General features: G+C 62.7%; 19 protein-coding genes, 1 tRNA gene and 1 pseudogene. 2 read left to right on the top strand and 19 right to left on the bottom strand.

Annotation, left to right across the window (positions count from 1 at the left end; genetic code table 11):
• Positions 1-2: 2 nt before the first annotated feature.
• Positions 3-866 (bottom strand): IS21-like element helper ATPase IstB, encoded by an 864-nt coding sequence (gene istB, locus UP09_RS01300; protein WP_044536175.1) that lies wholly within the window; start codon positions 864-866, stop codon positions 3-5.
• A pseudogene (istA, locus tag UP09_RS01295) lies at positions 796-2,365 on the bottom strand (IS21 family transposase). Before istA ends, istB begins: the two are co-directional and overlap by 71 nt.
• Before the next feature lie 791 nt (positions 2,366-3,156).
• Here istA and UP09_RS36175 point away from each other — a divergent pair.
• Positions 3,157-4,683, top strand: a complete 1,527-nt coding sequence (locus tag UP09_RS36175; RefSeq protein ID WP_052832913.1) for a site-specific integrase — start codon at positions 3,157-3,159, stop codon at positions 4,681-4,683.
• Between the two features lie 364 nt (positions 4,684-5,047).
• On the opposite strand, the gene UP09_RS01275 is transcribed toward UP09_RS36175, so the two are convergent.
• The 15 genes from UP09_RS01275 to UP09_RS01205 form a co-directional block, all read right to left on the bottom strand.
• A tRNA-Lys gene (locus tag UP09_RS01275) sits at positions 5,048-5,123 on the bottom strand.
• Positions 5,124-5,296: 173 nt separating this feature from the next.
• Positions 5,297-5,872: a Spy/CpxP family protein refolding chaperone gene (locus tag UP09_RS01270; RefSeq protein ID WP_044536170.1), complete on the bottom strand. Its 576-nt coding sequence runs from the start codon at positions 5,870-5,872 to the stop codon at positions 5,297-5,299.
• Between the two features lie 130 nt (positions 5,873-6,002).
• The gene (locus UP09_RS01265) at positions 6,003-7,289 is read right to left on the bottom strand and encodes a TRAP transporter large permease (protein ID WP_044536169.1); all 1,287 of its coding nucleotides are present in this window, start codon (positions 7,287-7,289) and stop codon (positions 6,003-6,005) included.
• Positions 7,289-7,861, bottom strand: a complete 573-nt coding sequence (locus UP09_RS01260; protein ID WP_044536168.1) for a TRAP transporter small permease — start codon at positions 7,859-7,861, stop codon at positions 7,289-7,291. The genes UP09_RS01265 and UP09_RS01260 overlap by 1 nt, the downstream gene beginning before the upstream one ends.
• A 99-nt stretch (positions 7,862-7,960) precedes the next feature.
• Positions 7,961-8,965: a TRAP transporter substrate-binding protein gene (locus tag UP09_RS01255; protein WP_044536167.1), complete on the bottom strand. Its 1,005-nt coding sequence runs from the start codon at positions 8,963-8,965 to the stop codon at positions 7,961-7,963.
• An 868-nt stretch (positions 8,966-9,833) separates the two neighbouring features.
• Positions 9,834-10,748: a trypsin-like serine peptidase gene (locus UP09_RS01250; RefSeq protein WP_044536166.1), complete on the bottom strand. Its 915-nt coding sequence runs from the start codon at positions 10,746-10,748 to the stop codon at positions 9,834-9,836.
• A gap of 589 nt (positions 10,749-11,337) precedes the next feature.
• Positions 11,338-12,900, bottom strand: coding sequence for a 2-isopropylmalate synthase (locus UP09_RS01245; RefSeq protein ID WP_044536165.1), 1,563 nt, complete (start codon positions 12,898-12,900; stop codon positions 11,338-11,340).
• A 511-nt stretch (positions 12,901-13,411) separates the two neighbouring features.
• Entirely contained in the window at positions 13,412-14,227 is an 816-nt protein-coding gene (locus UP09_RS01240; protein WP_082069918.1) for a metallophosphoesterase, read from the bottom strand.
• An 18-nt stretch (positions 14,228-14,245) separates the two neighbouring features.
• Positions 14,246-15,181, bottom strand: coding sequence for a polyphosphate kinase 2 family protein (locus UP09_RS01235; RefSeq protein ID WP_044536163.1), 936 nt, complete (start codon positions 15,179-15,181; stop codon positions 14,246-14,248).
• Positions 15,147-16,199: a branched-chain amino acid ABC transporter permease gene (locus UP09_RS01230; protein WP_044536162.1), complete on the bottom strand. Its 1,053-nt coding sequence runs from the start codon at positions 16,197-16,199 to the stop codon at positions 15,147-15,149. Before UP09_RS01230 ends, UP09_RS01235 begins: the two co-directional genes overlap by 35 nt.
• Positions 16,196-17,080, bottom strand: a complete 885-nt coding sequence (locus UP09_RS01225) for a branched-chain amino acid ABC transporter permease (protein WP_044536161.1) — start codon at positions 17,078-17,080, stop codon at positions 16,196-16,198. The genes UP09_RS01230 and UP09_RS01225 overlap by 4 nt, the downstream gene beginning before the upstream one ends.
• A 2-nt stretch (positions 17,081-17,082) precedes the next feature.
• A complete protein-coding gene (locus tag UP09_RS01220; protein WP_044536215.1) occupies positions 17,083-17,787 on the bottom strand; it encodes an ABC transporter ATP-binding protein in 705 nt (234 codons plus the stop codon).
• A gap of 5 nt (positions 17,788-17,792) precedes the next feature.
• Positions 17,793-18,566: an ABC transporter ATP-binding protein gene (locus UP09_RS01215; protein ID WP_044536160.1), complete on the bottom strand. Its 774-nt coding sequence runs from the start codon at positions 18,564-18,566 to the stop codon at positions 17,793-17,795.
• A 215-nt stretch (positions 18,567-18,781) separates the two neighbouring features.
• A complete protein-coding gene (locus UP09_RS01210; RefSeq protein ID WP_044536159.1) occupies positions 18,782-19,477 on the bottom strand; it encodes an NUDIX hydrolase in 696 nt (231 codons plus the stop codon).
• Positions 19,478-19,484: 7 nt separating this feature from the next.
• A complete protein-coding gene (locus UP09_RS01205) occupies positions 19,485-20,510 on the bottom strand; it encodes an ABC transporter substrate-binding protein (RefSeq protein ID WP_044536158.1) in 1,026 nt (341 codons plus the stop codon).
• Between the two features lie 147 nt (positions 20,511-20,657).
• Between UP09_RS01205 and UP09_RS01200 the strand changes: the two genes are divergently transcribed.
• Complete coding sequence (locus UP09_RS01200) at positions 20,658-21,107, top strand: cupin domain-containing protein (protein WP_044536157.1); 450 nt, start codon at positions 20,658-20,660, stop codon at positions 21,105-21,107.
• Between the two features lie 93 nt (positions 21,108-21,200).
• On the opposite strand, the gene UP09_RS01195 is transcribed toward UP09_RS01200, so the two are convergent.
• Together UP09_RS01195 and UP09_RS01190 are read right to left on the bottom strand one after the other, a co-directional pair.
• Positions 21,201-22,436: an MFS transporter gene (locus UP09_RS01195; protein ID WP_044536156.1), complete on the bottom strand. Its 1,236-nt coding sequence runs from the start codon at positions 22,434-22,436 to the stop codon at positions 21,201-21,203.
• A 309-nt stretch (positions 22,437-22,745) separates the two neighbouring features.
• Complete coding sequence (locus UP09_RS01190; RefSeq protein ID WP_044536155.1) at positions 22,746-23,639, bottom strand: SDR family oxidoreductase; 894 nt, start codon at positions 23,637-23,639, stop codon at positions 22,746-22,748.
• Positions 23,640-23,690 lie beyond the last annotated feature (51 nt).

The raw sequence follows: 23,690 nt of genomic DNA, 5'->3' as shown, positions 1-23,690 counted from the left end.
TGTCAATCGGCGTTCAAATTTGACCCCGCATCGGCGTCCAATTTTGACCCCTTTGGGCGACGGGTTTTGGCGGTAGCGCTCGCGCCGTCGGAGCTGGTCGGGGTTGCGGAGACGGTGCGAGCGCGGGTTGCGTGATCGTCGTCGCGGCTCTTGAAGCGCCAACTGTCGTTGCCGGTCTCGACGATATCGCAATGGTGAGTCAGACGATCGAGCAGCGCGGTGGTCATCTTTGCGTCGCCAAATACGCTGGGCCATTCCCCGAAGGATAGGTTGGTGGTGACGACGATCGACGTGCGCTCGTAGAGCCGGCTGACGAGATGGAACAGTAGCTGGCCGCCGGATTGAGCAAACGGAAGGTAGCCGAGTTCGTCGAGGACAATGAAGTCCATCCGGGTCAGATGCTCGGCGATGCGACCCTGCCGTCCATTGCGGGTCTCGATCTCCAGGCGATTGACGAGGTCGACTACGTTGTAGAAGCGGCCGCGGGCACCAGATCGGATGCAGCTTCTGGCGATGGCGATGGCCATATGTGTTTTGCCGGTGCCGGTACCGCCGACCAGGACGGCGTTACGTTGCTGGGCGATGAAGCCGCCGCCGGCGAGATCATTGACCAGCGTCTGGTTGATAGGAGTGCCCTCGAACTGGAAGTCCTCAAGGTCCTTGGCCAGCGGCAGTTTGGCGATGGTGAGCTGGTACTTGATCGAGCGCGCCTGCTTCTCGTTGATCTCGGCGTTGAGCAGGTCGCCGACAATGCGTTGAGGTTCGTGCTGGCGTTTGACAGCGGTCGCCATGATCTCATCGAAGGCGGCCTTCATGCCGTAGAGCTTGAGCTCGCTCATGAGGTCGAACAGTTGAGTACGTTCCATCAGATGGTTCTCCTGAGGTTGTCGTAACGGGCACAGTCGGCGATCGGGGCATGGCGCAATGTCAGCGCAGCCGGGGTGAGGATGTTGGCCGGTGGCGCAGGATCACGCTGGCGGGCCAGGATGTTGAGCACGACATCGGCGGAATGAACGCCGTGAGTGATCGCCTCGGCGCAGGCGGCTTCGACGGCCGGCAAGCCGTCGGTCAGAACTGCGTTGAGGATGTCGACCATCTGCCGATTGCCATCGTCGGCGCTGGCGAGCTTGCGCCGTACACGTTCGATCGCGGCCGGCAGTACCCAGTCCTTGAAGGGAGCGCCGTTGCGCAAGGCACCGGGTTTGCGAGCCAGCACCGGCACGTAATGCCAGGGATCGTAGACGGTATCGCCGCGGCCGAACGAGCGAGCATGCTCGGCAACGATGCGCCCGTCCTGGCGGATCACAATGCGGTCGGCGTAGGCGTGAACCTCGACAGGCCGCCCGACAGCGCTGGCCGTGACCGAGTATTTGTTGTTGTCGAAACGCACCAGACAGGTCTTCGAGACCGACGCCGGCACCGCGTGGAATCCGTCGAACCGGCCGGCATAGGGAACGAGCTTCGGTCGCTCAGCTTCGAACACCTCCCAGACCGTCTGTTCGATCAGTTCCGGATGCCGGTGCGCTTTGGCGTAGGCGATGCACTTGTCCAACAGCCACGCGTTCAACTCGTTGAGGGTTTTGAACCGCAGCCGTGGCGTGAAGAAGCGCTCCCGGACAAGTCCGACCTGGTTCTCGACCTGACCCTTCTCCCAGCCCGACGCTGGCGTGCAGGCAACCGGATCGACCAGGTAGTGGCTGCACATCTGCATGAAGCGGCGATTGTAGAGACGCCCTTTGCCGACGAAGATGGTCTCCACCGCCGTCTTCATGTTGTCGTAGATGCCGCGTCCGCAGGTGCCCTTGAACAGAGCAAATGCCCGGTCGTGGGCGTCGAACACCATCTCCTGTGTCTCGCGCGGATAGCACCGCACAAACAGCATCCGGCTGTGACAGAGCCGGACATGGGCGGCCTTCACGATCACCGTTACGCCATTGAGCAGGACGACCTCGTGGCTCCAGTCGAACTGATAGGCTTCCCCAGGCGCAAAGCTCAGCGGGACATAGGCTGCAGCCGTCGATTGCCCACGCTCTTGGCTCCACCGCCTGGCGTAACGCCGAACGGTATCGTAACCGCCATCATAGCCGCGCCCGCGCAGCTCTTCGAAGATCCGGATCAACGTCAACTGTTCGCGAGCAGCCTTAGCTGCGTTCCCCGCAAGCAATCCGTCGAGCTCCGCTGCCCATCGTCCCAGCTTCGGCCGCGGTTGGACAACACGCTCGTACTCGAATGAGGTCTCTCCCGACCTCAGCACCTTCCGGACCGTGTTCCGCGACACCTTCAGGTCCCGGGCGATCTCCTTGATCGTCTTGCCCTTGATGAAGTGTTCGCGCCGTATCCGGGCAATTGTCTCCACGACCAGCATCCCCGACCACCTGCTTCATTACAAAGCAGGCAGCGCAACAGACCAACCTGTAGGGGGTCAATTTTGGACGCCGATCCCCCGGCTTAGGGGGTCAATATTGCAGGCCGAATGACAATTATCCCGCCGCTCATAACGGTGCGGTTCCAGGATCGAGCTCGCTAGCCGGCTAGTGAAATCCCAGCTCTGTCAAGCGCAAGTTGGGATCACCGCACCAGTTACTACTCGATCCCGTGAGTCCGTTAACGCGGCGAATGAATGCGCGAAGTTGTAGCGCCGCCTGCATCCTATTTGCACTCCAAAGAAGCCGAATTCCCTACGCTCGATGCGGGGCGCTTTCGCGTTCGTTTTCTTTGCTCTCATGTTGCATCGTCTTCGGTCAAAGATGCGAAGAGTGACGAGGCATCGCAGACTTATGTATTTGCGCCAGCCGAATACTTCACAGAGCGTGTTGCCTCCGTATTCCTCGACCGAGGTTGCGACGGCGATAGGCGTCTCGCTAGATACGTTCTATCGCACGCGCGAAATCCGACACGAGCGCGACGGATTGCCAGCGCCAATCAGCAAACGTGGCCCCCTCAGATGGGAACGTACCGGTTTCGATGCCTGGCTGACTCGGCATCATCCAATGCGTCCGAAGACAGTCGCTAATGATACATTCGCGCGACCGCCGGCAGCAAGCGATGAAGAACATCGCGAGCGGCTGCGAGCTGCCTATGGACGCTACGGCGCTTGACATTTTGTGGGGCTAGATTCCAATGGTTGCCACATCTTGCTTGGCACCGAGGCTATCTATGGCCGATCCAAAGTTTCCTTACGTGAAGTGGCGTGACGGCCGTCCGCGCTCATCGCATGGCGCTTATGCGCGAGTACTCGGCTTTGTCGATGGCGACTTGCGCCATCCGCCCTACGATGAAAAAGGCCGCGCGGTCGGCGCCTGGTTCAATCTTCAGGAGGCCTCGGACTTTTCCGATAAACGAAAGTCCGAAATTGAGGCTGCGCGCCGCGCTGGCAAATTGCCGACAAAGATCACGGTTCGGAAGCGTACCACGATCGACGATCTTCTGGACGACTGGAGCAATTCGGCCGAGTTCAGGGTGCTGTCGGCCGCCTCGCAATCCTCGTATCGCAAGTGCATCTCTGCTATCCTTTACCGGCCGCAGACGCGCGAGGCCGCCGCGAAAATGCGTGCCGAAATCCGGGCCGCCAAACTGCTCGGCGTGGCCGAGCCCGCGCGCGAACTCGAGGCGATCGCAACTGCCACGCCATCGACGATCGGGAAGCCAGAGTTCAGAGCGTTCTATAACTACGCCAAATCGGCACGCGGCCATCATATGGCGCTGGCGATGATCGCGACGCTCTCCGCCGCGTTTACGTGGGGGCAGGAAAGCATTCTGTGGCGCCTCGGACCAAACCCGCGAGAAGGCATGGAGTTCGATCATCCAGACGGCCGCATCGTCCTGGTCGCAATGCCCGAATTTGCCGCCTGGGTCGCCGCCGCTGACGCGATCGAGCGGGCGTCGATCGGCGACAGCTTCTATCTCGCGCTGTTCACCGGGCAACGCCAGACCGATCGTCTGATTATGCGTAATGAGAGTGGCGTCGAGGGGCGGCACGCTTTCCGACAGAGCAAGACTGGCGAACTCGTCGACATCAAGGAGGCACCACAACTCAGCGCACGGCTAAACGCCTCGCGCGCGCGAGTTAAGGGGCTCAAGTTGCGCCTTCAGCTTGAGAGGCTGCCGCCCGAACTCGTCGTCAACGAGGACAATGGTGAGCCTTATGATGAGAGCACCTATCGCCATTGGGTCTCGATCGCGCGCGCCGTCGCCGTGTTCGGCTTTCTCGCGCGCGATGCCGTTCGCCAGGCCATCGTCCGCGCAGAGCGGCTGAGCACCGATCTGATCAGAAACGTGGACAGGCTATTCGCGGCCTTCCCGCTTGATGAAGAGAACAAGGCGCAGCGTGCCCGCGCGGTTGATCAGCGCAAGCGTGTGTTGGCGGATTGGCTGCATGCGCAGGCGGCGCGTGACAGCAGTGACGGTGAGAGGGCATGGCGCTTGAAGCCATGTCCGGCGCTGATGTTCGTCAACGGCGCCGGCGAATTAGACCAGAAGCACGACCAAGACCTACGCGACACCTGCGTCATGCTGCTCGATCGGGCCGGCTGCGACCTGTTAACGATCTGCGACATCACCGGGCACTCGTACCGAAGTGCGCAGACCATCGTGAAGCACTACCGCGCCCGCAATGTGGACCGCGCCGATTCCGGCATTGACCGGCTCCAGTTGCAGGTGCGCAAGGAAGGGATGAAGGGCTGATCACAGACCGGTTGAATCTCGTTTCTCCGGTGCTCTGTAGGTCTGCCGGCATGGGGTGCCCGGCCTAGCCGATTTGGCGCGCAACGCGGCCAATTGCGGCCTGCGCCCTTCGACTGCAATCCTCACAGCCCCATCAGACCGAGCGCCACCGCGTTGCGCTCCCCGCAATTCTGACGTGGATAGTGTCCCTAAATCCTATCCTGGTCACATGACGATCGCTGCGCATCGGATCCGGCTAAGAACTCTGAGGAAACATGAACTCGTCGCACGGCGTGCGACGTACGACCACAAAAAACGTCGCACGAGACCGGTTTTGTTCTGCCGAGTAAATTAAAAAAGCCCATGCGGGCCATCCTCTTGAGGGTGGTGGGCGCACCAGGGCTCGAACCTGGGACCCGCTGATTAAGAGTCAGCTGCTCTACCAACTGAGCTATGCGCCCGGAACTTGTCCGGAAGTCACCCTCGCGAGAGGGCGTCGTTTAGCAAAGCGATCCCGGGATGTCCAGCAAACCAAGCCAAGTTTTCCCGTCTTTCGCCTGCCTCCCCGAGAAATCAAAAGCCGCCGGATTCCGGCGGCTTTTCCGAGGCTTACCGAGGGCACTATAACCGGCTCTCAGAGCCGGCCCGAGCGCTCCTGATCCGGCCCGCGATCGTGGTCGAAACGATCGCGTCCACGGCCGCCGTCGCGGTCCCCGTCGCGCTCGCCGCGGTGGTGCCGCCAGCCTTCCCCACCGAAACGGTGCTCCATATGGGTCAGCATGGTCAGCCGCCGCTTCTGGTTGTCGTCGAGCGTCTTGTAGAGCGGATCGGCGGCGTCGGCGATCTTCTTCAGCGCGGCCGCGGTCGCGCCCATGTTGTCGGCACGCTCGCGCAAGTGCGCGACCGGATCATCCGCCTTCTGCGGCTTGTCCGCATCGGTCTTCTCTGCGGCCATCCGCGCATTGGCGCGGTCGAGGCGCATCTTGGCAAAGTCGCGCACCGCGGCTTCGATCGGCGGCCACAGCTTCTCCTGATCCGCCGTCAGCTTCAGCCCGGCGTGGACGGCGGCGATCCGCGCGTCGAGGAAGGCGGCCCTGTCCTCCGGGTTCATCCGGACGTGATCATGCGACCACTGACGATGCTGGGCATAGACCGCGGTCGAACCGGCGATGGCGAGCGCCGCAACACCGGCGAGTAGAACTTTCTTCATACGAACCTCCTTTGAAGGTTGCTTGAAGATGAGGCCGCCGCCCCGCGGCTTCAACTTACGGATTGGACAGAGAGACCTCTCTTACAAAGATGTAATCCCGCTTCGTTGCCCGTCAGAAATGTTCCGGAACTCACTGAATCATTCCCAACAATCGCGGCAGCCACAGCGAGATTTCCGGCACGTAGGTGATCAGGCCGAGGAACACCAGCATCGCACACAGCCACGGCAGCACCGCGATCGTGATCTCGCTGATGCCCATCTTGGCGATACTGCTCGCGATGTAGAGATTGAGCCCGACCGGCGGATGGCACAACCCGACCTCGGTGTTGACGATCATCAGGATGCCAAGATGCACCGGATGAACGCCAAGCTTGGTCGCTAGCGGAAACAGGATCGGCGCCATGATCAGCAGGATCGAGGACGGATCCATCACGTTGCCGGCGAGCAGCAGGATAACGTTGACCACCAGCAGGAACATCCACACCGAGAAGTTCTTGTCGACGATCCAAGCCGCCATCTCCTGCGGAATCTGTTCATGCGTCATCAGGAACGAGAACAGCACCGCGTTGGTAATGATGTAGAGCAGCATCGAACTCATGGACGCTGCCTGCAGCAGCACCCGCGGCACCTCGGAGAGCTTGAGCTCCTTGTAGACGAACACGGTGATGAAGAAGGCATAGGTCGCGGCGACCGCGGCCGCTTCGGTCGGCGTGAAGATGCCGCCATAGATGCCGCCGAGCACGATCACGATCAGCGACAGTCCCCAGATGCTCTCGCGGAACGCCGTGAACTGCTGGCCGATCGTCGCCCGCTTCATCTTCGGATAGCCGTTGCGCTGCGCGACGAAGAAGGTCACCGCGGCCAGCATCAGCGCCAGCAGCACGCCGGGCACGATGCCGGCCATGAACAGCGCGCCGATCGAGGTGTTGGTGGAGACGCCGTAGAGCACCAGGATGATCGAGGGCGGCACCAGGATGCCGAGCGCGCCCGAGGTCGAGATCACGCCGACGCCGAAGCGCTTCGGATAGCCGTGCTCGACCATCGCCGGCATCATGATCGAGCCGATCGCGACCACAGTGGCCACGCTCGAGCCGGAGATCGCCGCGAACATCGCGCAGGCCGCAACGCCGGCAAGCCCGAGGCCGCCAGGCAGATGGCCCACCAGCGAGGTTGTGAAATCGATCATCCGCCGCGCGACACCGCCGCGGGTCAGGAAGGTGCCGGCCAGGATGAAGAACGGAATCGCCATGATGCCGAAATTGTCCAGGCCTGAGAACAATTTCAGGCCGACGCTCTCGATCGGCACCTCCGTCATGGTGAACAGGAAGGTGAGCACCGACAGGCCAAGCGAAATCGAGATCGGCATGCCCGTCAGCATCAGGGCAAACAGCAGTCCGAAAATAAGGGCGGCGCTCATCACGCTTCTCCAAGCGCGATCGGCGCAGTCTTGCTGGTCTCGACGCCGTCAACATGGGAGGCGTCATGATGCGGCAGCTCGTTCGTCCACCAGTAGTTCCAGCACACCTGCAGGAAACGGAAGCACATCAGATAGGAGCCGAGCGGAATGCAGCCGTAGACGATCCAGCTTGGAATTTCGAGGTCGGGCGAGACCTGGGTGGTGTGCATCAGCTCGAAGACGAACTTGGCGCCCATGGTGCCGACGATCGCAGTAAACAGCGCGCCGCCGAGCAGGCCGAACATGACGACGATCTTGCGCCAGCGATCGTTGAGGCGGTTGATCAGCACGTCGACGCCGACATGGATGCCGGTGCGCACGCCATAGGCGGCGCCGAACTTCGCCATCCAGATGAACATGTAGATGCAGAGTTCCTGCGACCATGCGAGGTTGATGCCGAACAGATACGGATAGAGGACGGGAACATCGACCAGGAAGCGGTGCACGACGGTGATGAAGGTCAGCAGCGTCGCCGCACCCATCAGGCTCGCGATGATGATTTCCTCAAGCCTGTCGAGAATTTTCAGCAGCATCGATCTCCCCCGTCGCGGCCGGATACGCGATCCGGTCACGCCCCCCTGCCCGCGGCCTCACGCGGCCGCGGCGTTCGCTCATTTGCGGTTCAGGTCCGCTTAGTTCATCGGGCCGCGGCCGGTCTCTTTCAGGAAGTCGTCAATCAGGGGCTGGCCGACGCGCGCGGCGACGTCCTTGTAGACCGGCATCATCGCCTTGCGCATCGCCTCGTCCTGCTCAGGCGTCAGCGTGACGATCTCGGTCTTGCCGGCCTTCTGGATCGCGGCCAGCGCGTCCTCGTTGTCCTTGGCCGACTGGCCGTTGCCGAACTCGGTCGCTTCCTTCATCGCCTTGGTCAGTTCGTCGCGGATGTCGGCCGGCAGACCGTCCCAGAACTTCTTGTTCACGATCACGACGTAGCCGATATAGCCGTGATTGGTCACGGTGGCGTATTTCTGCACCTCATTCATTTTCTGGGTGTAGATGTTCGACCAGGTGTTCTCCTGGCCGTCCACGACGCCGGTCTGCAGCGCCTGGTAGACGTCCGAGAACGCCATCACCTGCGGGATCGAGCCGAGCGCGCGGAACTGTGCTTCCAGCACCTTCGACGACTGGATGCGGAATTTGAGGCCCTTGTAGTCAGAGGGCGCGAGAAGCTTCTTGTTCGCGCTCATCTGCTTGAAGCCGTTGTCCCAATAGGCGAGGCCCGTCATGCCCTTCGAATCCAGCAGCTTGAGCAGCTTGGCGCCGAGCGGGCCGTCGGTCACCTTGCGCAGCGCCTTGAGGTCGGGGAGGATGTAGGGCAGATCGAAGACCTCGAATTCCCTGATGCCGATCGGGCCGAACTTCGAGTTCGACGGCGCCAGCATCTGCACCGCGCCGAGTTGCAGCGCCTCGAGCTCTTCCTTGTCCTTGTAGAGCGTCGAGTTCGGGTAGATCTCGACCTTCACCTTGCCGGCGGTGTACTTCTCGGCGAGCTCCTTGAACTTGTCGGCCGCCTTGCCCTTCGGGGTGTCCGCGGCCACAACGTGGCTGAATTTGAGGACGATCGGCGATTGCGCCGACGCCGGCCCCACAAAGGTCAGCGCCGCGATCGACGCCGCGGCCAAAATCAACTTACGCATGTTTCCTCCCGCGTAATTGCGGAGCACGAACCACCGGCCCCGAGACATCCGGTCGCACCAATACAGAGAAGCGGCTGCGAACGCCATTGCCCCTTTAGCAGGGTCCGTTTGCGTGATTGCTGCACTGCAAAAAGCGTGCGGTGATCACTTGCAGGCCACATCTTCGGTGTCATCGCCCGGTCCATGTGCGCAATTGCGCACAGGCCGGGCGATGACATCTGTGGATGGGGACGCAGCTCCGCATTCTCGCGACATGATTTGTCCGAGCTTTGCATTTCGTTTCGCCCTCTCATCGAATAGAGGCGCAGGGAAAGCCGGGTGCACGCCGCACCCGCGGTCTCGTGTGCAAAGTGAGAGAAAGAAACGCACACGAGCATACAGGTCCAGCGGAGGCACTCCGGCTTTCCCTGCGCGATGGGTTACGGCTTATACGTGCTCTCCCCGGCGAAGACCGGGCTTGTTTGTCACCGTCATCCGCGAGACGCGTATGCGCCTTGCGAACTTTTGCCTGCCACTGGGGCGTCGGGACCACACGATTTCACCGTCCGCCTTACGCGTGCTCGTCAGTCACACGCCCGGCGTCCACCGCATCCCACCGCGCGTTCGTGACGTGCGCTCGCCCCTCAATCGGGTAGGACGGGCTGATTCATACACTGAGTTTCTCTTCTGATAAAGCGAAATATTTTTGCGCGAGACGCTTGCGCCGTCGGGCAACTCAGATGTAGGGCGAATTAGGGGGCCACCGGCGGGAAGGGTTCCCTCTCCCCTTGCGGGAGAGGGAGCCTGATGAGCGTGCTCACCTCACTTACGATGGGGCGAGCGAAACGAAACTCACGACGGCGAGACCGGCTAATTCAGCCGCTCACGCCTATGGGAAATCGTTCCGTGCCTGGTTCACCAGGATCGGAATGTCGTTGCCGCCGCCGGCCAGGTTGGTCGACGAGTTCTGGGCGCTTTGCACGCCGGTCACGCGCGGCCAGGGTTCGCCGGACCACCAGCCAAAGAACGGACCGCCGGATTGCCCGGGCCAGACGTCGGCCTGTTGCAGCAGGCTCTCGTCGGTCGGGTCGTCGCTGCCGGCCGTGCTGTTGATCGCGATGCTACCCTGGAAGGTCGGACGCGCGGCGCCGGTGAGATCGCCGGGGTAGCCGATGTGGCTCCAGGCCGACTGTCCATTCCATGAATCGGAGTAGCCGCGCGTTCCCATCCAGCCGCAGGTGTCGCCGAGACGGTTGTTGAGCACGAGCACCACATAATCCTGCTGGCAGTCGTCGCCGCTCAGGATCGGACCCACCACCTTGCGGAAGGCGTACCAGTGGATGATGCCGGAGTTACCGAACGGCGCGTTGCCGTCGAAATAGGATGGCGTGAACGTCACCTGATTGACGGTGTTGTCCGCGTTCCAGGTCATCATGTGCGAGGCGCACAACAGATGGCGCGGACCGACCAGGGCGCCGCTTCCGGTGCCGCCGGTGACATCGACCCGCCCCACCGTGCACCAGGGAAACGAGGTGTCGGAGAACACCCGGCGCTGATCCGGCGGAAAGATCGTCGTCGCCATGAATTGCCCCCTCTTCAGCGGCGCCGCGGGATCGAAGAACGCCTTCCTCTGAAACCGCTCCTCGAGCGCGGGCGCGTGCGGGTTGAAGGCCAGATGATCGGGCACGAAACCCTCGAGCTTCTTGTCGAGGTCGGCGGCAACGGCACTGGATTTGGCTGGGCGATCCACGAGCGTGCCCTTGATCGGATCCGGAAACAGCCGGACGCCGGGCTTCGGCGACACGAGCTGCCGTTCAAAGGCGATCTAGACGTCGGCCGGTTTCAAGGCCGGACGCGGCTTGAGCGCGGACCTGATCTGCTCCGAGCTGAGAGGATTTTCCATGACGCATTCTCCCGTGAAAGGACACTCGCCGGCGGCGAGCATCAGGGCTGAAAATGACTCGATGCAAAAGTGGCTGCGCCTCTCATCAACCTGAGATTATTTCATAACGTTGCACAACCGTTACTGCTTATAATCTCCACGCGCCGGGACCGGTGTGAACGGGCTCACATCACACAGCGAGGTCACACGCGGTGCGGATCACATGCGCGAGACTGGCGGAGGATGGTTGCGGTTTCGGTCGATTGAGGTGATTTGCGAGGAGTGTTGCAGCGTGTGTTTTGAGCAGGCTATCAACCACCTCGTCATTCCGGGGCTCGCGTAGCGAGAGCCCGGAATCCATTTCACCTCAGCGCTAGCGGCCCGATGGATTCCGGGCTCGATGCTTCGCATCGCCCCGGAATGACGAAGGGTGTGTGCCAAATCCGCCCGACAAACAAAAAACGCGGCGCCGAGGCGCCGCGTTTCTGAATGCATCGATCAAAACAATCGGTCAGCCCACGGCCTTGGCTGGCGCGTCGTCGCGCTGGTGCTTCTTCACGATCTTGTTGAGTGCGCCGAGATAGGCCTTTGCCGACGCCACCAGCGTATCCGGATCCGATGCCTTTGACGTCATCGAGCGGCCCTCATGGGCGAGCCGCACCGAGACTTCGGCCTGCGCGTCGGTGCCCTCGGTGACGGCGTGGACCTGATAGAGCTCCAGCTTCGCCTCGTGCGGCACCAGCGCCTTGATGCAGTTGAAGACGGCATCGACCGGACCGTTGCCCTCGGCTTCCTCGATCCTGATCTGTCCCTCGACGTCGAGCTTCATGGTGGCGCGCTGCGGGCCATGGGTGCCGGCGATCACGGTCAGCGAGGTCAGCTTGATGCGGTCATGCGAGGCCGCGATCTCCTGATCGACCAGCGCCTCGATGTCCTCGTCGTAGATGTCCTTCTTGCGGTCGGCCAGCGCCTTCATCCGCACGAACGCGTCTTCCAGCTGGTTGGCGCCGAGCTTGTAGCCCATCTCCTCCAGCTTGTGCACGAAGGCATGGCGGCCGGAATGCTTGCCGAGCACCAGCGACGATTTCTTCAGACCGATCATTTCGGGCCGCATGATCTCGTAGGTCGAGGCGTCCTTCAGCACCCCGTCCTGATGGATGCCGCTCTCATGCGCGAAGGCGTTACGGCCGACGATCGCCTTGTTGTACTGGACGGGGAACGAGGTCGCGGCCGACACCATCTTCGAGGCACGGGTGAGCTGTGTGGTGTCGATCTGGTTCCACCACGGAAACACATCGTTGCGGACCTTCATCGCCATCACGACTTCCTCGAGCGCGGCGTTGCCCGCCCGCTCGCCGATGCCGTTGACGGTGCATTCGATCTGCCGGGCGCCGCCGGCGATGCCGGCCAGCGAATTCGCAACGGCCATACCGAGGTCGTTATGACAATGAACGGAGAACACCGCCTTGTCGGAATTCGGCACCCGCTCGATGATGGTGCGCATGAAGCGGGTGTATTCCTCCGGCGTGGTGTAGCCGACAGTGTCGGGGAGATTGACCGTGGTGGCGCCGGCCTTGATCACGGCCTCGACGATGCGGCAGAGATAATCCATCTCGCTGCGGGTGGCGTCTTCGGCCGACCATTCGACGTCGTCGATCTGGTTGCGCGCACGGGTGACGTTGGCGACCGAGAGCTCGATCACCTGCTCCGGCGTCATGTTCAACTTGACGCGCATGTGCAGCGGCGAGGTCGCGATCACGGTGTGGACGCGGCCGCGTTTTGCAAATTTCACCGCTTCGGCGCAGCGGTCGATGTCCTTTGGATTGGCGCGCGAGAGACCTGCAATCACCGAATTCTTCGAGCGGCGGGCGATCTCGCTGACGGCCTGGAAGTCGCCTTCCGAGGTGATCGGAAAACCGGCCTCGATGACGTCGACGCCCATGTCGTCGAGCATCTCGGCGATCTCGATCTTTTCCTCGAACGTCATGGTGGCGCCGGGGCACTGCTCGCCGTCGCGCAGCGTGGTGTCGAATATGATGACGCGGTCCTTATCGGACTTGTTGGCGGTGGTCATTTCAGGAATTCCTTTGAGCTTCTGCGCCCGTGATACTGCCAAGGCGCTATCGGGGTTCGGTGATCTCCTACAACCCCCTGAGTGCCCAGGCGCAAACGCCCAGCCGGCCCTCAGGGGCAGGTAAGGAGAAGGCCGCCAATAAGCAGGGTGGGCAGCGCGGCCGGGATCGCGGCGGCGGCCAAGGCCACCTCCACCGAAATCCCATCAATTTGGCCGCGAATCAGCATTGCCAGACCCTTTTGAGCGCAAATCCTCGGTCAAAACCGTTGACGGTTGGTTGCCGGAGGCTCGCGCTGGGGTGTTTCTAGACGAGAAGGGCGGCGGCCTGCAATGGGGAAAGAGGGACAGGATAGTTGACCTAATGGATGATGCTTCCCTCTCCTCGTCATGGCCGGGCTTGTCCCGGCCATCCGCGTCCTTCTTTCGAATGACGTCGCCGCCGACGGCCGAGCCCGCGCAGGGACTCCGCCAGAGAGCCGCGATTGGCGGAGCCGAAAACGATGGAAGACGCTCAAATCTCGAAAAACGATTGCCCCGTGAAGCTGCGGGCGACCAAGTCTCTGCCATCAAATCCGCGTGCATCGGTGCGTATCTGGACGCCGCCGATCTTGTAGACACGGCGGATGTGCGTGTGGCCGTGAATCCAGGCCGGTACATTCTCAAGCCCCTGTATCATCGCGTCCAGATCGCTCGCATAAGTGCCGCTCATGGCGTCTACGGCATAATGTGGGTTAAGCCCCTTGAGGCTGGGCGCATGGTGCGTGATGATCACCGTCGGCCGGCCCTTGGCCTGGGCGAGACAGCCGCGCAAGTTTTCGAGCGCCGTGTCAAGCGCGGCGAGCGCGTCCTCGGGCCTGAATTTCCGCAGCGTTTCCTGTCCGGCTTGGTCCTGTGCGCGCATCTTGACGAAGAAGAATTCGCCACAGCGTTTCCTGACCGCATCCATGCAGGCGACGCTGCGATCGTCGTAATCGGACCAAAGCGTGGTTCCGAAGAACCGGACCTGCCCGATCTCGATGGTTTCGTTGTCGAGCACCGTCACTCCCGGCAGCGCACGACGAAGCTTCGGCACGGTCTCGTCGAAAATGCTGCCGTAATGTTCATGATTGCCGGCGACCAACAAGACATGCGCGAAGTTCTTGAGCGCTGCGTCAATCATCCTCATCACGCGCTCGCGCTGCTTGATCTTATAGCCGTCGGCCGCGTCGGCCTCGAAGCAGTCCGCATGACACAGGTCGCCCGCAATGACCAGAACGTCACCTTCCGGCATGCGCCCACGGAATCCCTGAGCTTCTAAATGAAGGTCGCTCATGTAGTGGATGCGCATGTCAGGCGTCAGTCTCGCCTATTTCTTTACCGTCGCCTTCACCGCCTCGCCCTTCTCCGCCATCAGCGACTCGCGAATGCGCTTGAATTCGTCGAGCTCCACCTTGTCGATTTCGGGGAATTTCAGGTCGAGCCTGTCGAGCGCGCTGACAATCGCAGAGCCGATCACCACGCGGGCGAACCATTTGTGGTCGGCGGGCACGATGTGCCACGGCGCTTCCTTCGTCGAGGTGTGGTGGATCATGTCCTGGTAGGCGGCCTGGTATTTCGGCCAGAGTGCGCGCTCGGAGATGTCGGCCATCGAGAACTTCCAGTTCTTGGCGGGTTCGTCGAGGCGATCGAGGAAGCGCTGGCGCTGCTCGTCCCTGGAGACGTTGAGGAAGAACTTCAGGATCACGGTGCCGTTGCGCGAAAGATAGCGCTCGATCGCGGCGATATCCTCGAAGCGCTCGTGCCAGATGTTTTTCGTCACCAGGCGTTTCGGCATCCGCTGTTTCTCGAGCACCTCCGGGTGCACGCGCACGATCAGGCACTCCTCGTAATAGGAGCGGTTGAAGATGCCGATGCGGCCGCGCTCTGGCAACGCGGTCATGGCGCGCCACATGTAATCGTGATCCAGTTCTTTGGTCGACGGCTGCTTGAAGGAGGCGACCTCGCAGCCCTGCGGATTGATGCCGTCGAACACACTCTTGATCGCAGAATCCTTGCCAGCGGCGTCCATGCCCTGGAAGATCAGCAGCAGCGACCAGCGGTCCTGCGCGTAGAGCTTCTCCTGGAAATCGGACAGCCGCTTGCGGTTGGCCTCGATGACCTTCGTCCCGGCGTCCTTGTCGATGCCGCCCTTCTCTGCGGTCGGGTAGGACTTCAGGTGAAACTCACCCGTGCCGTCGAAGCGAAACGGTGCGACGAAGGGGTTTAGTTCATCGGCGAGCGCTTGGGACGGTTTCTTGCTCATGATTTCTCGGCGGCTTGTCTGCAGGTGTCTTGTCGACAGATGTCTTGTCTATAGGTGTCTTGCGGGGCAATGTGATCCGGTCGATCACGCTACCAAGAATGCCCTTCGGCAGGAAGATGATGAAAAGCACCAGCAGCACGCCATAGACCAGATTGTCCCAGCCGACCGCGCTGGTCCCAAAGCCGATGCGCAAGCTCTCCGCCAGCACGATGGTGATGATGGCGCCCACCGTCGGTCCCAGCGCGACATAGACGCCGCCGACGATGGCGGCGAACACCATCTGCAACGAGACGGCGATGCCGCTGACCGTGTCGGGCGAGATGAACATCTGGTACTGGCAATAGAGCGCGCCTGCGAGTGCAGTCATCATCGCGCTGATCAGGGTGATCTTGAGCTTTTCGGCCGTGACGTTGACGCCGACTGCGGCGGCCGCGTCCTCGTCCTCCGAGATCGCCTCCATGGCTTGGCTGATCATGCCGCGGTCGATCCAGCGCCAGATCACGAGGCCCGCCAGCCAGACTGCGAGCGCAATCATGTACCAGGTCGTCTTGTCGTCGAATTGCAGCGCGGCGATGCTGCTGCCGCCGGCGCGACGCGGCGTGTAGCCGAGCGAGCCGCCGGTATAGTCGCGGATTGCGGTGATGACCTGCAGCACGATGCCGGATAGCGCCAAGGTCACCAGCACGAAATAGTGGCCGGTGATGCGGAAGCGGAAGCAGGGATAGGCGACGATCAACGCCAGCACACCCGCAGTCACCATGCTCAGGGGAATGCCGATCCAGGGCGAGACGCCGAGGTGATTCCAGAGTAGCGCGGTGACATAGGCGCCGATGCCCATGAAGCCGCCATGACCGAGCGAGACCAGCCCGAAGCGGCCCATGATCGACCACGACGTGTAAGCGAACGACCAGATCAGGATCAGCACCAGCAAATGCAGATGATAGGGATCGCGGTGCACGAACGGCAGCGCGACGAGTGCGATCAGCGCAATGATCCAGCCGGCGAGCTTGCTGGTCACGAGCGTCGCCTCGCGAGCAGGCCGGCGGGCCGGATGAACATCATCACGATGAAGAAGGCGAAGGCCAGCACGTAGCCCCATTCGAGATCGGAGAACAGGCCGCCGAGCGAGATGATCTCGGCAAACAGGAACGCGGCGATGAAGCCGCCGATGAAATTGCCGAGGCCGCCGAGCACGCAGATCAGGAAAGTGATCGGCCCGAACGACAGGCCGACATAGGGATGCACGTCATATTGCAGCACCAGCAGGCACGCGGCGAGGCCCGCAAGTCCACCGCCGATCGCCGAGGTGATGAGATAGAGACGCTTCGCGTCGACGCCCATCAGCGGCATGATCTGGCGGTCCTGCGCGATGGCGCGGATCGCGGTGCCGGTGAAGGTGCGGGTCAGGAACAGATAGACGCCGACCATGCCGATCAGCGCGGCGGCAAACGAAAGCAGCCGGGCGTAGCTGAAGTTCATCTCGCCGAGCGCCAGCACCGGCAGGCGGATGCCGAGATTCTTGAAGTCGATGCCGAAGGCGACGGTGGCGAAGCTCTGCAGGATGAACAGCACGCCGCCGGTGGCGAGTAGCTGGTTGATCGGCGGCGCAGTCAACAGGGGCGCGATGACGAGGAAATGCAAGGCGGCGCCGAGCAGCGCGACCAGCAGGATGACGAGCGGCGCCGCGGCCCAGTACGGCAGATGGAACACCTGCACCAGATAGTACATGCCGTACATGCCGATCATGACGAGCTCGGCGTAGCAGATCCAGGTGACGTCGATGACGCCGAAGATCAGGTTCAGCCCGAGCGCCAGCAGCGCAAGCACGCCGCCAAGCAGGATGCCGTTGATGACGGCCTCCAGCAGGTAGATATCGAAGATGTCGAGGAAGGATTGCATGCTCACACCCCGAGATACGCTTGCTTGATGGTGTCGCTGGCCGCAAGCTCCGCCGAAGTGCCGGCGGCGCGGATGCTGCCGGCCTCCAAGAGATAGGCGCGATCGACAACCTTCAGCACCTGCTGCACATTCTGCTCGACAATCAACACCGTGAGCCCGCTGGCGCGGATGCGCTTGACCAGCTCGAACACCTGCTGCACCACGACCGGTGCAAGCCCGGCCGAGGGCTCGTCGAGCAGCAGCAATTTCGGGTTCGACATCAGCGCGCGGCCGATCGCGCACATCTGCTGCTCGCCGCCCGACATCGTGCCGGCCATCTGGTGGCGGCGCTCCTTCATGCGCGGGAACAGATCGAACACGAATTCGAGCCGTTCGGAATAGTGAGCGCGTGCGCCTGGCATGAAAGCGCCCATCTTCAGATTGTCGTCGACGGTGAGCCGCGGAAACAGCCGGCGGTTCTCCGGCACATGCGCAATGCCGAGGCTGACGATGCGGTGCGCCGGCGTCGCCACGACGTCGGTGCCCTCCATCGCGATGGTGCCCCTCATGGGCCGGATCAACCCGGAGATCACACGCATCAAGGTGGTTTTGCCCGCGCCGTTCGGACCAATCACGCCGACGGCTTCGCCCGCTTTGACGTCGAGGCTGACATCGAACAGTGCCTGGAAGCTGCCATAGCCCGCATCGATCGATCTGAGCTCGAGCATGCCGGTCACGCCCCGATCCGGCGGCGCGCCTGCTCGGCGACGGCGGCCGCCAGGCTCGCATCGGCATCGGTGCCGAGATAGACCTCGATCACCTTGGCGTCGCCGGCGACATCGGCCGGCAGGCCTTCGGCGATCTTCTCGCCGTGATCGAGCACCATCACGCGATCGACCACACGCATCAACACGCCCATGATGTGCTCGACCCAGATGATGGTGATGCCGAGTTCGTCGCGGATCCGGCGCAGCATGTCGGCGGCCTGGTCCATCTCGGTCTCGTCGAGTCCGCCGAGGCTTTCATCGGCGAGCAGCAATTTGGGCCCGGTGGCGAGCGCTTTCGCCAGCTCCAGTTTCTTCAACCCAGCGGCACCCAAGCCTTCGACGCTGGCGTGGCGATCGGTCGGCAGGCCGACCATCGCGAGCGCGCGTTCGGCCGCCTCCTCGGCTTTGGCGCGGCTATGGCGGCCCTGGCCGTAGAAGGCGGCGAGCGCCACATTCTCGAAAATGCTGAGACGATGGAACGGACGCGGGATCTGGAAGGTGCGGCCGATGCCACTGACGATAATCCGGTGCGGGGCGAGGCCCGCGATCTCGCGGCCGTCAAACAGGATCGAGCCTGACGTCGGCGGCAGCGTGCCCGACAGCATGTTGAAGATCGTGCTCTTGCCCGAGCCGTTCGGGCCGATCAAGCCAAGGATCTCGCCCTGCTCGACGCGGAACGACAAATTGTTGACGGCGCGAAAGCCGCCAAACCGCTTGGTCAGGCCTTCGACAGCGAGCACGGCGGTCCCCTACGCCCCAAATCCGCGACCGATACGGCCGCAGGCCGACGCGCAGCCTTCGTGACCGGCATACATTCCTCCCCGGAGATTGTGCACTGCGTTTTTTGTTTTCTTGGTGCCTATCACAGGGGGAGCGGCCGATGATGTCAAGCGCCATGGCTGCGTCGGCGCGGCGCAGGCCTGCTCAAAGCTTCCGCATGGCCGCAAGGACGCGGTTACAGCTGCGTTTCGATGAACGCGGTGACGAAGCGCGGCATCGCGGCGTTGAGATCGGCGCGGCTGCGCACCAGATGGATCGCGGCCAGTTCGGGATCGTCCTGCCGCGCGAGATTGGCCTCGAGCCGCGCCCGCAGCGCCTCGCCCGGCATGTCGACGCGCAGGATCTGCATCATGGCAAGCGCCGGGCCGGTATAGACGCAGTGCCAATCCGCGTCCGCGCGGCAATCGGCCGGAGAGAGGCCAGTTTCCTCCTCCAGCTCGCGCAGCACGCTGCCGGCGATATCCACGGTGTCACCCCTGATGTCGTCGAGATCGGGCGTGCCTGACGGAAAGTAGATACGTCCGGGATTGGAGGTGTGCTGGCCCATCTCGCCCATCACGAAGGCGCCGTCGCTGGTGAGCAGCGCGCCCATGCCAAAACCGTTGAATATCTCCTTGTCGGGAAAGCCCCAGTCGCGCCAGGCGAGGAAGGTTGCGAAATCGGTCTCGAAATAATTGGCGCTGAGCCGCTCGCCCGCGAACACCGGATCACGGCCGAGCAGCACGCGGCCGTTCCACAGGCTCGGTTTCGCGCGCTGCTGGGCGGCGAAGTGCGCGTCGATCTCGGCGCGCCGTTGGTCCGCAAACGGCCACGGCCGCTTCTGCAACGCCAGATCAAGCGTGGTGACGCGATGGATGACCGGAGACTGCATGCTATGCTTACTTGGCATTCCCCGTCGTCTTCTTGACCTGCTCGACATATTTGTTGGTGTAGGTCTTGGTCACGTCGATGTTGGCTTTCGCCACCTCCGGCGAACCCTCGCTGAACACCGCGAGCACCGCATCCGCGCCCTTCGGGTCCATCTTGCCGGTCTCCGAGAACATCGGAATCGTGTTCTTCAGCGCGGCGAGGTAGAGGGCCTTGTTCTTGCCGACGATCTCCTCCGGCATTTTCGCCATGATCTCTTCGGCCGAATGCGAATGGATCCAGGACAGCGTCGCCATGATCGCATTGGTCAGCGCCTGCACCTCCTTCTCGTGCCCGTTGACCCAGGCCGTGGTCGAATAGAGCGCGCCGCCCGGATATTCGCCGCCGAACACCGCGAGCGTGTCGTGCTGGGTGCGGGTGTCGCTCAGGATCTTGAGGTCGGCGTAGCTACCTTGCAGCACCGTAACGGAGGGATCGAGCATCACGGCGGCGTCGATCTGGCCCTGCTCCATCGCCGCGACCGCAGTCGCGCCGAGCCCGACGCCGATCACCGACGTGCCCATCGGATCGAGGCCGTTCTTCTTCAGCATGTATTTCAGGAAGAAATCGGTCGACGAGCCCGGCGCGCTGACGCCGACCTTCTTGCCGGCGAGGTCCTTGACCGAGTTGATCTCACCGGTGTGTTTCGGCGAGACCACCAGCACGAGGCCGGGATAGCGGTCATAGACCACGAACGCCTGCAGCTCCTGCTTCTTGGCCGCGAGGTTGACGCAGTGATCGAAATAGCCGGAGACGACGTCGGCGCTGCCGCCGAGCACCGCCCTGAGCGCGTCAGAGCCGCCCTTGAGGTCGACCAGCTCGACCGCGAGCCCGGCTTTGTCGTATTCGCCGAGCTGCTTGGCCAGCACCGTCGGCAGATAGCAGAGGCAGGCGCCGCCACCGACCGCGACGGTGATTTTGGTTTGCGCCGCGGCAAGGCCCGTGCCGAGCACGAGCGCCAGCAATGCACCCGCCACCTTGTCAAACATCGTCCTCATGACGTCCTCCACTTCCAAATTTGGCGGCACGATAGTGCAGCGCGGCAGGCTTGAGAAGGCGACTTTCCGATAACTGGTCAATCCTGTATCAGCGGCATAGCATCCGCCCTACAAGAAACTCCAGAGGAACACCAAGGGACCCTTCTCATGAATCGCATTGCCACGACGTTGTCGCTTGTCGCAGCCTTCGCTGCCGGCTGCGGCGTCACTCATTTGCTGCGCCCGGCGCTCGCCGCCGATGCTATCACCGCGCAGGTCATCCATACCGGCGAGATCGAGGGCGACCAGCTCGGCGCGGCCAATGCCGGCGGCCTCCGCTCAAGGACGTTCGTGTCCGCCGATGGCGCCACCGTCTCGATCCAGGACGGCAACGTGCCGAAGCACATGCATCCCAACACCAATGAGATGCAGTTCATCCTGGAAGGCACCGGCACGGTCTGGCTCGGCGACAAGGAGATCGCGGTGAAACCGGGCGATCTCATCGTGATTCCGAAAGGCACCCCGCATGGCGGCACCAAGCCGAACGGCCGCCCGCTGAAGGCGATCGCGATCAAGACCCCGCCCCAGGCGCCTGACGATACGAAGCTGCTGGATTGACGACCGCTTGTCGTCATTCCGGGGCGCGAAGCGAACCCGGAATCTCGAGATTCCGGGTTCGCGCTGTGCGCGCCCCGGAATGACTAACAAATCCTAGGCATCGTAAGGCGGACTCGAAAAACTTCGCACGGCGACGATCGCGGCGGCGATGATTTCCAGCACGATCGAGAGCACGAGCGCCGCCCCATAGTCGCCGCTCCAGCCGCGCACCAGGCCGATCAATCCGGGACCCAGCGCGCCGATCGTCCCGCTGATCGCCGTGAACAGCCCCATGACCACCGTAAAGCCCGTTGCGTCAAACTCCCGATGAATGATCAGCGGCGGCAGCGTGATGAGGTTGCCGATGGAAAAGCCGAAGACGGCGGAGGCTGCGAGGACCATCCGAACATCGTCCGTCTGCCAGATCGCCAGCAAAGCCGCGGCCTGGCTCAGGAGAGATGCCGCCGCCGCAATCCGCGGATCGATGCGATCGGCGACCATGCCGAGGGAAAGCCGTCCGACAATCGCCATCGATGTCATCACGCTGACAGCAAGCCCGGCGCGCACGGGACCGATCTTCGGCTCCAGGATTGCGATCTGGTGCACGATGAAGCCGACCTGCGCCATCACGCCCAGCGCGAAGGGAATCGCGATTGTCCAGAACGCCAGCCGCCGCACGACCTGCCGACGCGAGATGCCGTCAGGCCGCACGCTTGCTTGCGGTTGGGACGGATCGCCTATCCTTGGGACGACCGGGCCGGCGGATGCTGACGGCGCGCCAACCCAGGCGAAGGTGACCGGCACGAGAATGGCAACCATGGCCGTGCCCGCGATCAGCATCGCCGCCTGGAAGCCGACATGGGCGACGAGCAGCACCAGCAGCGGCGTCACGATGACGCCACCCGAGCTTGCACCGAGGAATGCCAGGCTGATCGCCAGGCCTCGCCGCTTCACGAACCATGAGCCGACAAGCGCAGAAATGACGACCGTGCCCATCCCGACCCATCCGAGCGACATCAGCGCAAACGCCGCGTAGAGCGTCCAGGGTGCGGACGCAAATGCGAGCAGCGCCATCGAGCCGGCAAGGCTCGCGATTCCCGCGAGCACAAGGCGCCTCACTCCAAGGCGCGCCACGATCTCGTCGGTGAATATGACAACCACATTGCCTATCAGGAGCGAGAGCGTGCTTGCGCCCGATATCAGCGAGGCCGACCAGCCGTTCAAGCGCTGCAACTCGGCCAGGTAGACACCGTGGCCATACAAGGCGAAGCCGAAGATCGACAACGCCATCAGGAAGCAGGCAAGCACGACACGCCAGCCGGCATAACGCGGTGACGTTTCGTCGAGCATTTGCGCCCCTGGCCCCCAAAGCCCCCAAGCCCGCTCCCTGCACGGCCTCGCCCCTTCATGCACGCGCCGTCCGCGGAAGACGAGTCACGAATGATGGCGCAAGTGTTACACGACCTAGCGCGGGCTTGTCGTTCGATCTCGAACAGCCGCAATCAAGGCGCCGCTGCAGGTGCCCGACGATGCGAAGCTGCTGGATTGACGAAGCTCCCTCACCCGCCATTGCGAGCACCAGCGAAGCAATCCATCTCTCCGCGCACGCGGACGCATAGATTGCTTCGTCGCTTTGCTCCTCGCAATGACGGTCAATCGCTATTGCGCGAAATAGGCGGGGTGATCGATATCGGCGATCAGCCCAGGCTGTTGCGGCTGCCAGTCGAGCCGCGACCTGGTGCGCGCGCTGGAGGTTGGAACGTCGAAACTCACGAATCGGCCGAAGAAGCCGAAGTGCTCCATCGCTTCGTCAGGCGATTTCGAGACCAGGGGAATGTTGAGGCGGCGGGCAATCACCTCGGCGATTGCCTTGAACGGCACGCCCTCGTCGGCCACGGCATGGAACGGTCCGCCTTCGACGCCACGCTCGAGCGCAAGGCGATAGACGCGCGCCGCATCGAGGCGATGCACCCCCGGCCAGCGGTTGAGCCCCTCGCCGATATAGACGGAGATGCCCTTCTCGCGCGCGAAGCTGACGAGACGTGGCACGAAACCATGATCGCCATGACCATGTACCGACGGCGGAAGCCGGACCACGGCGGCGCGCACGCCGCGCGCCGCCACCGCCGTGGTCGTCGCTTCGGACGCGCGCGGATAGGTGGACGAGACGGGAATCGGCGGATCGTCCTCGGTCGCGACGCGGCCTAGCGCCACGCGCGCGACGCCAGACGTGGTGATCAACGGGCGCTTCGACCCTTCCAACACAGCGCCAAGTGCCTCGATGGCGCGGCGGTCATCCTCGCAGTTCTGTGCGAACCTCGAAAAGTCGTGATTGAAGGCGCAATGGATCACGGCGTCCGACTGCGCCGCGCCGCTTCGCAGGCTATCCAGATCTTCGAGCGTCCCGTAGTGAACCTCGGCGCCATCGGCGGCCAGTGCTTCCGCGCCCTTGTCCGAGCGGGTCATGCCGAGCACCTGATGGCCGGCGGCGATCAGGTCTTTCGTAACGGCCGAGCCGACCCAACCGGTGGCTCCAGTGACAAATATGCGCATGAGCAAGTCTCCAAGTTTCGTTGGAGACACATCTCGGCTGTTAGGCTATTC

Origin of the sequence: Bradyrhizobium sp. LTSP885 (assembly GCF_000938305.1) — a bacterium.
Classification (GTDB): Bacteria; Pseudomonadota; Alphaproteobacteria; order Rhizobiales; family Xanthobacteraceae; genus Bradyrhizobium.
Note: the sequence above shows the minus strand (reverse complement) of the source record. Positions and strands in the feature narration are given on the sequence as shown.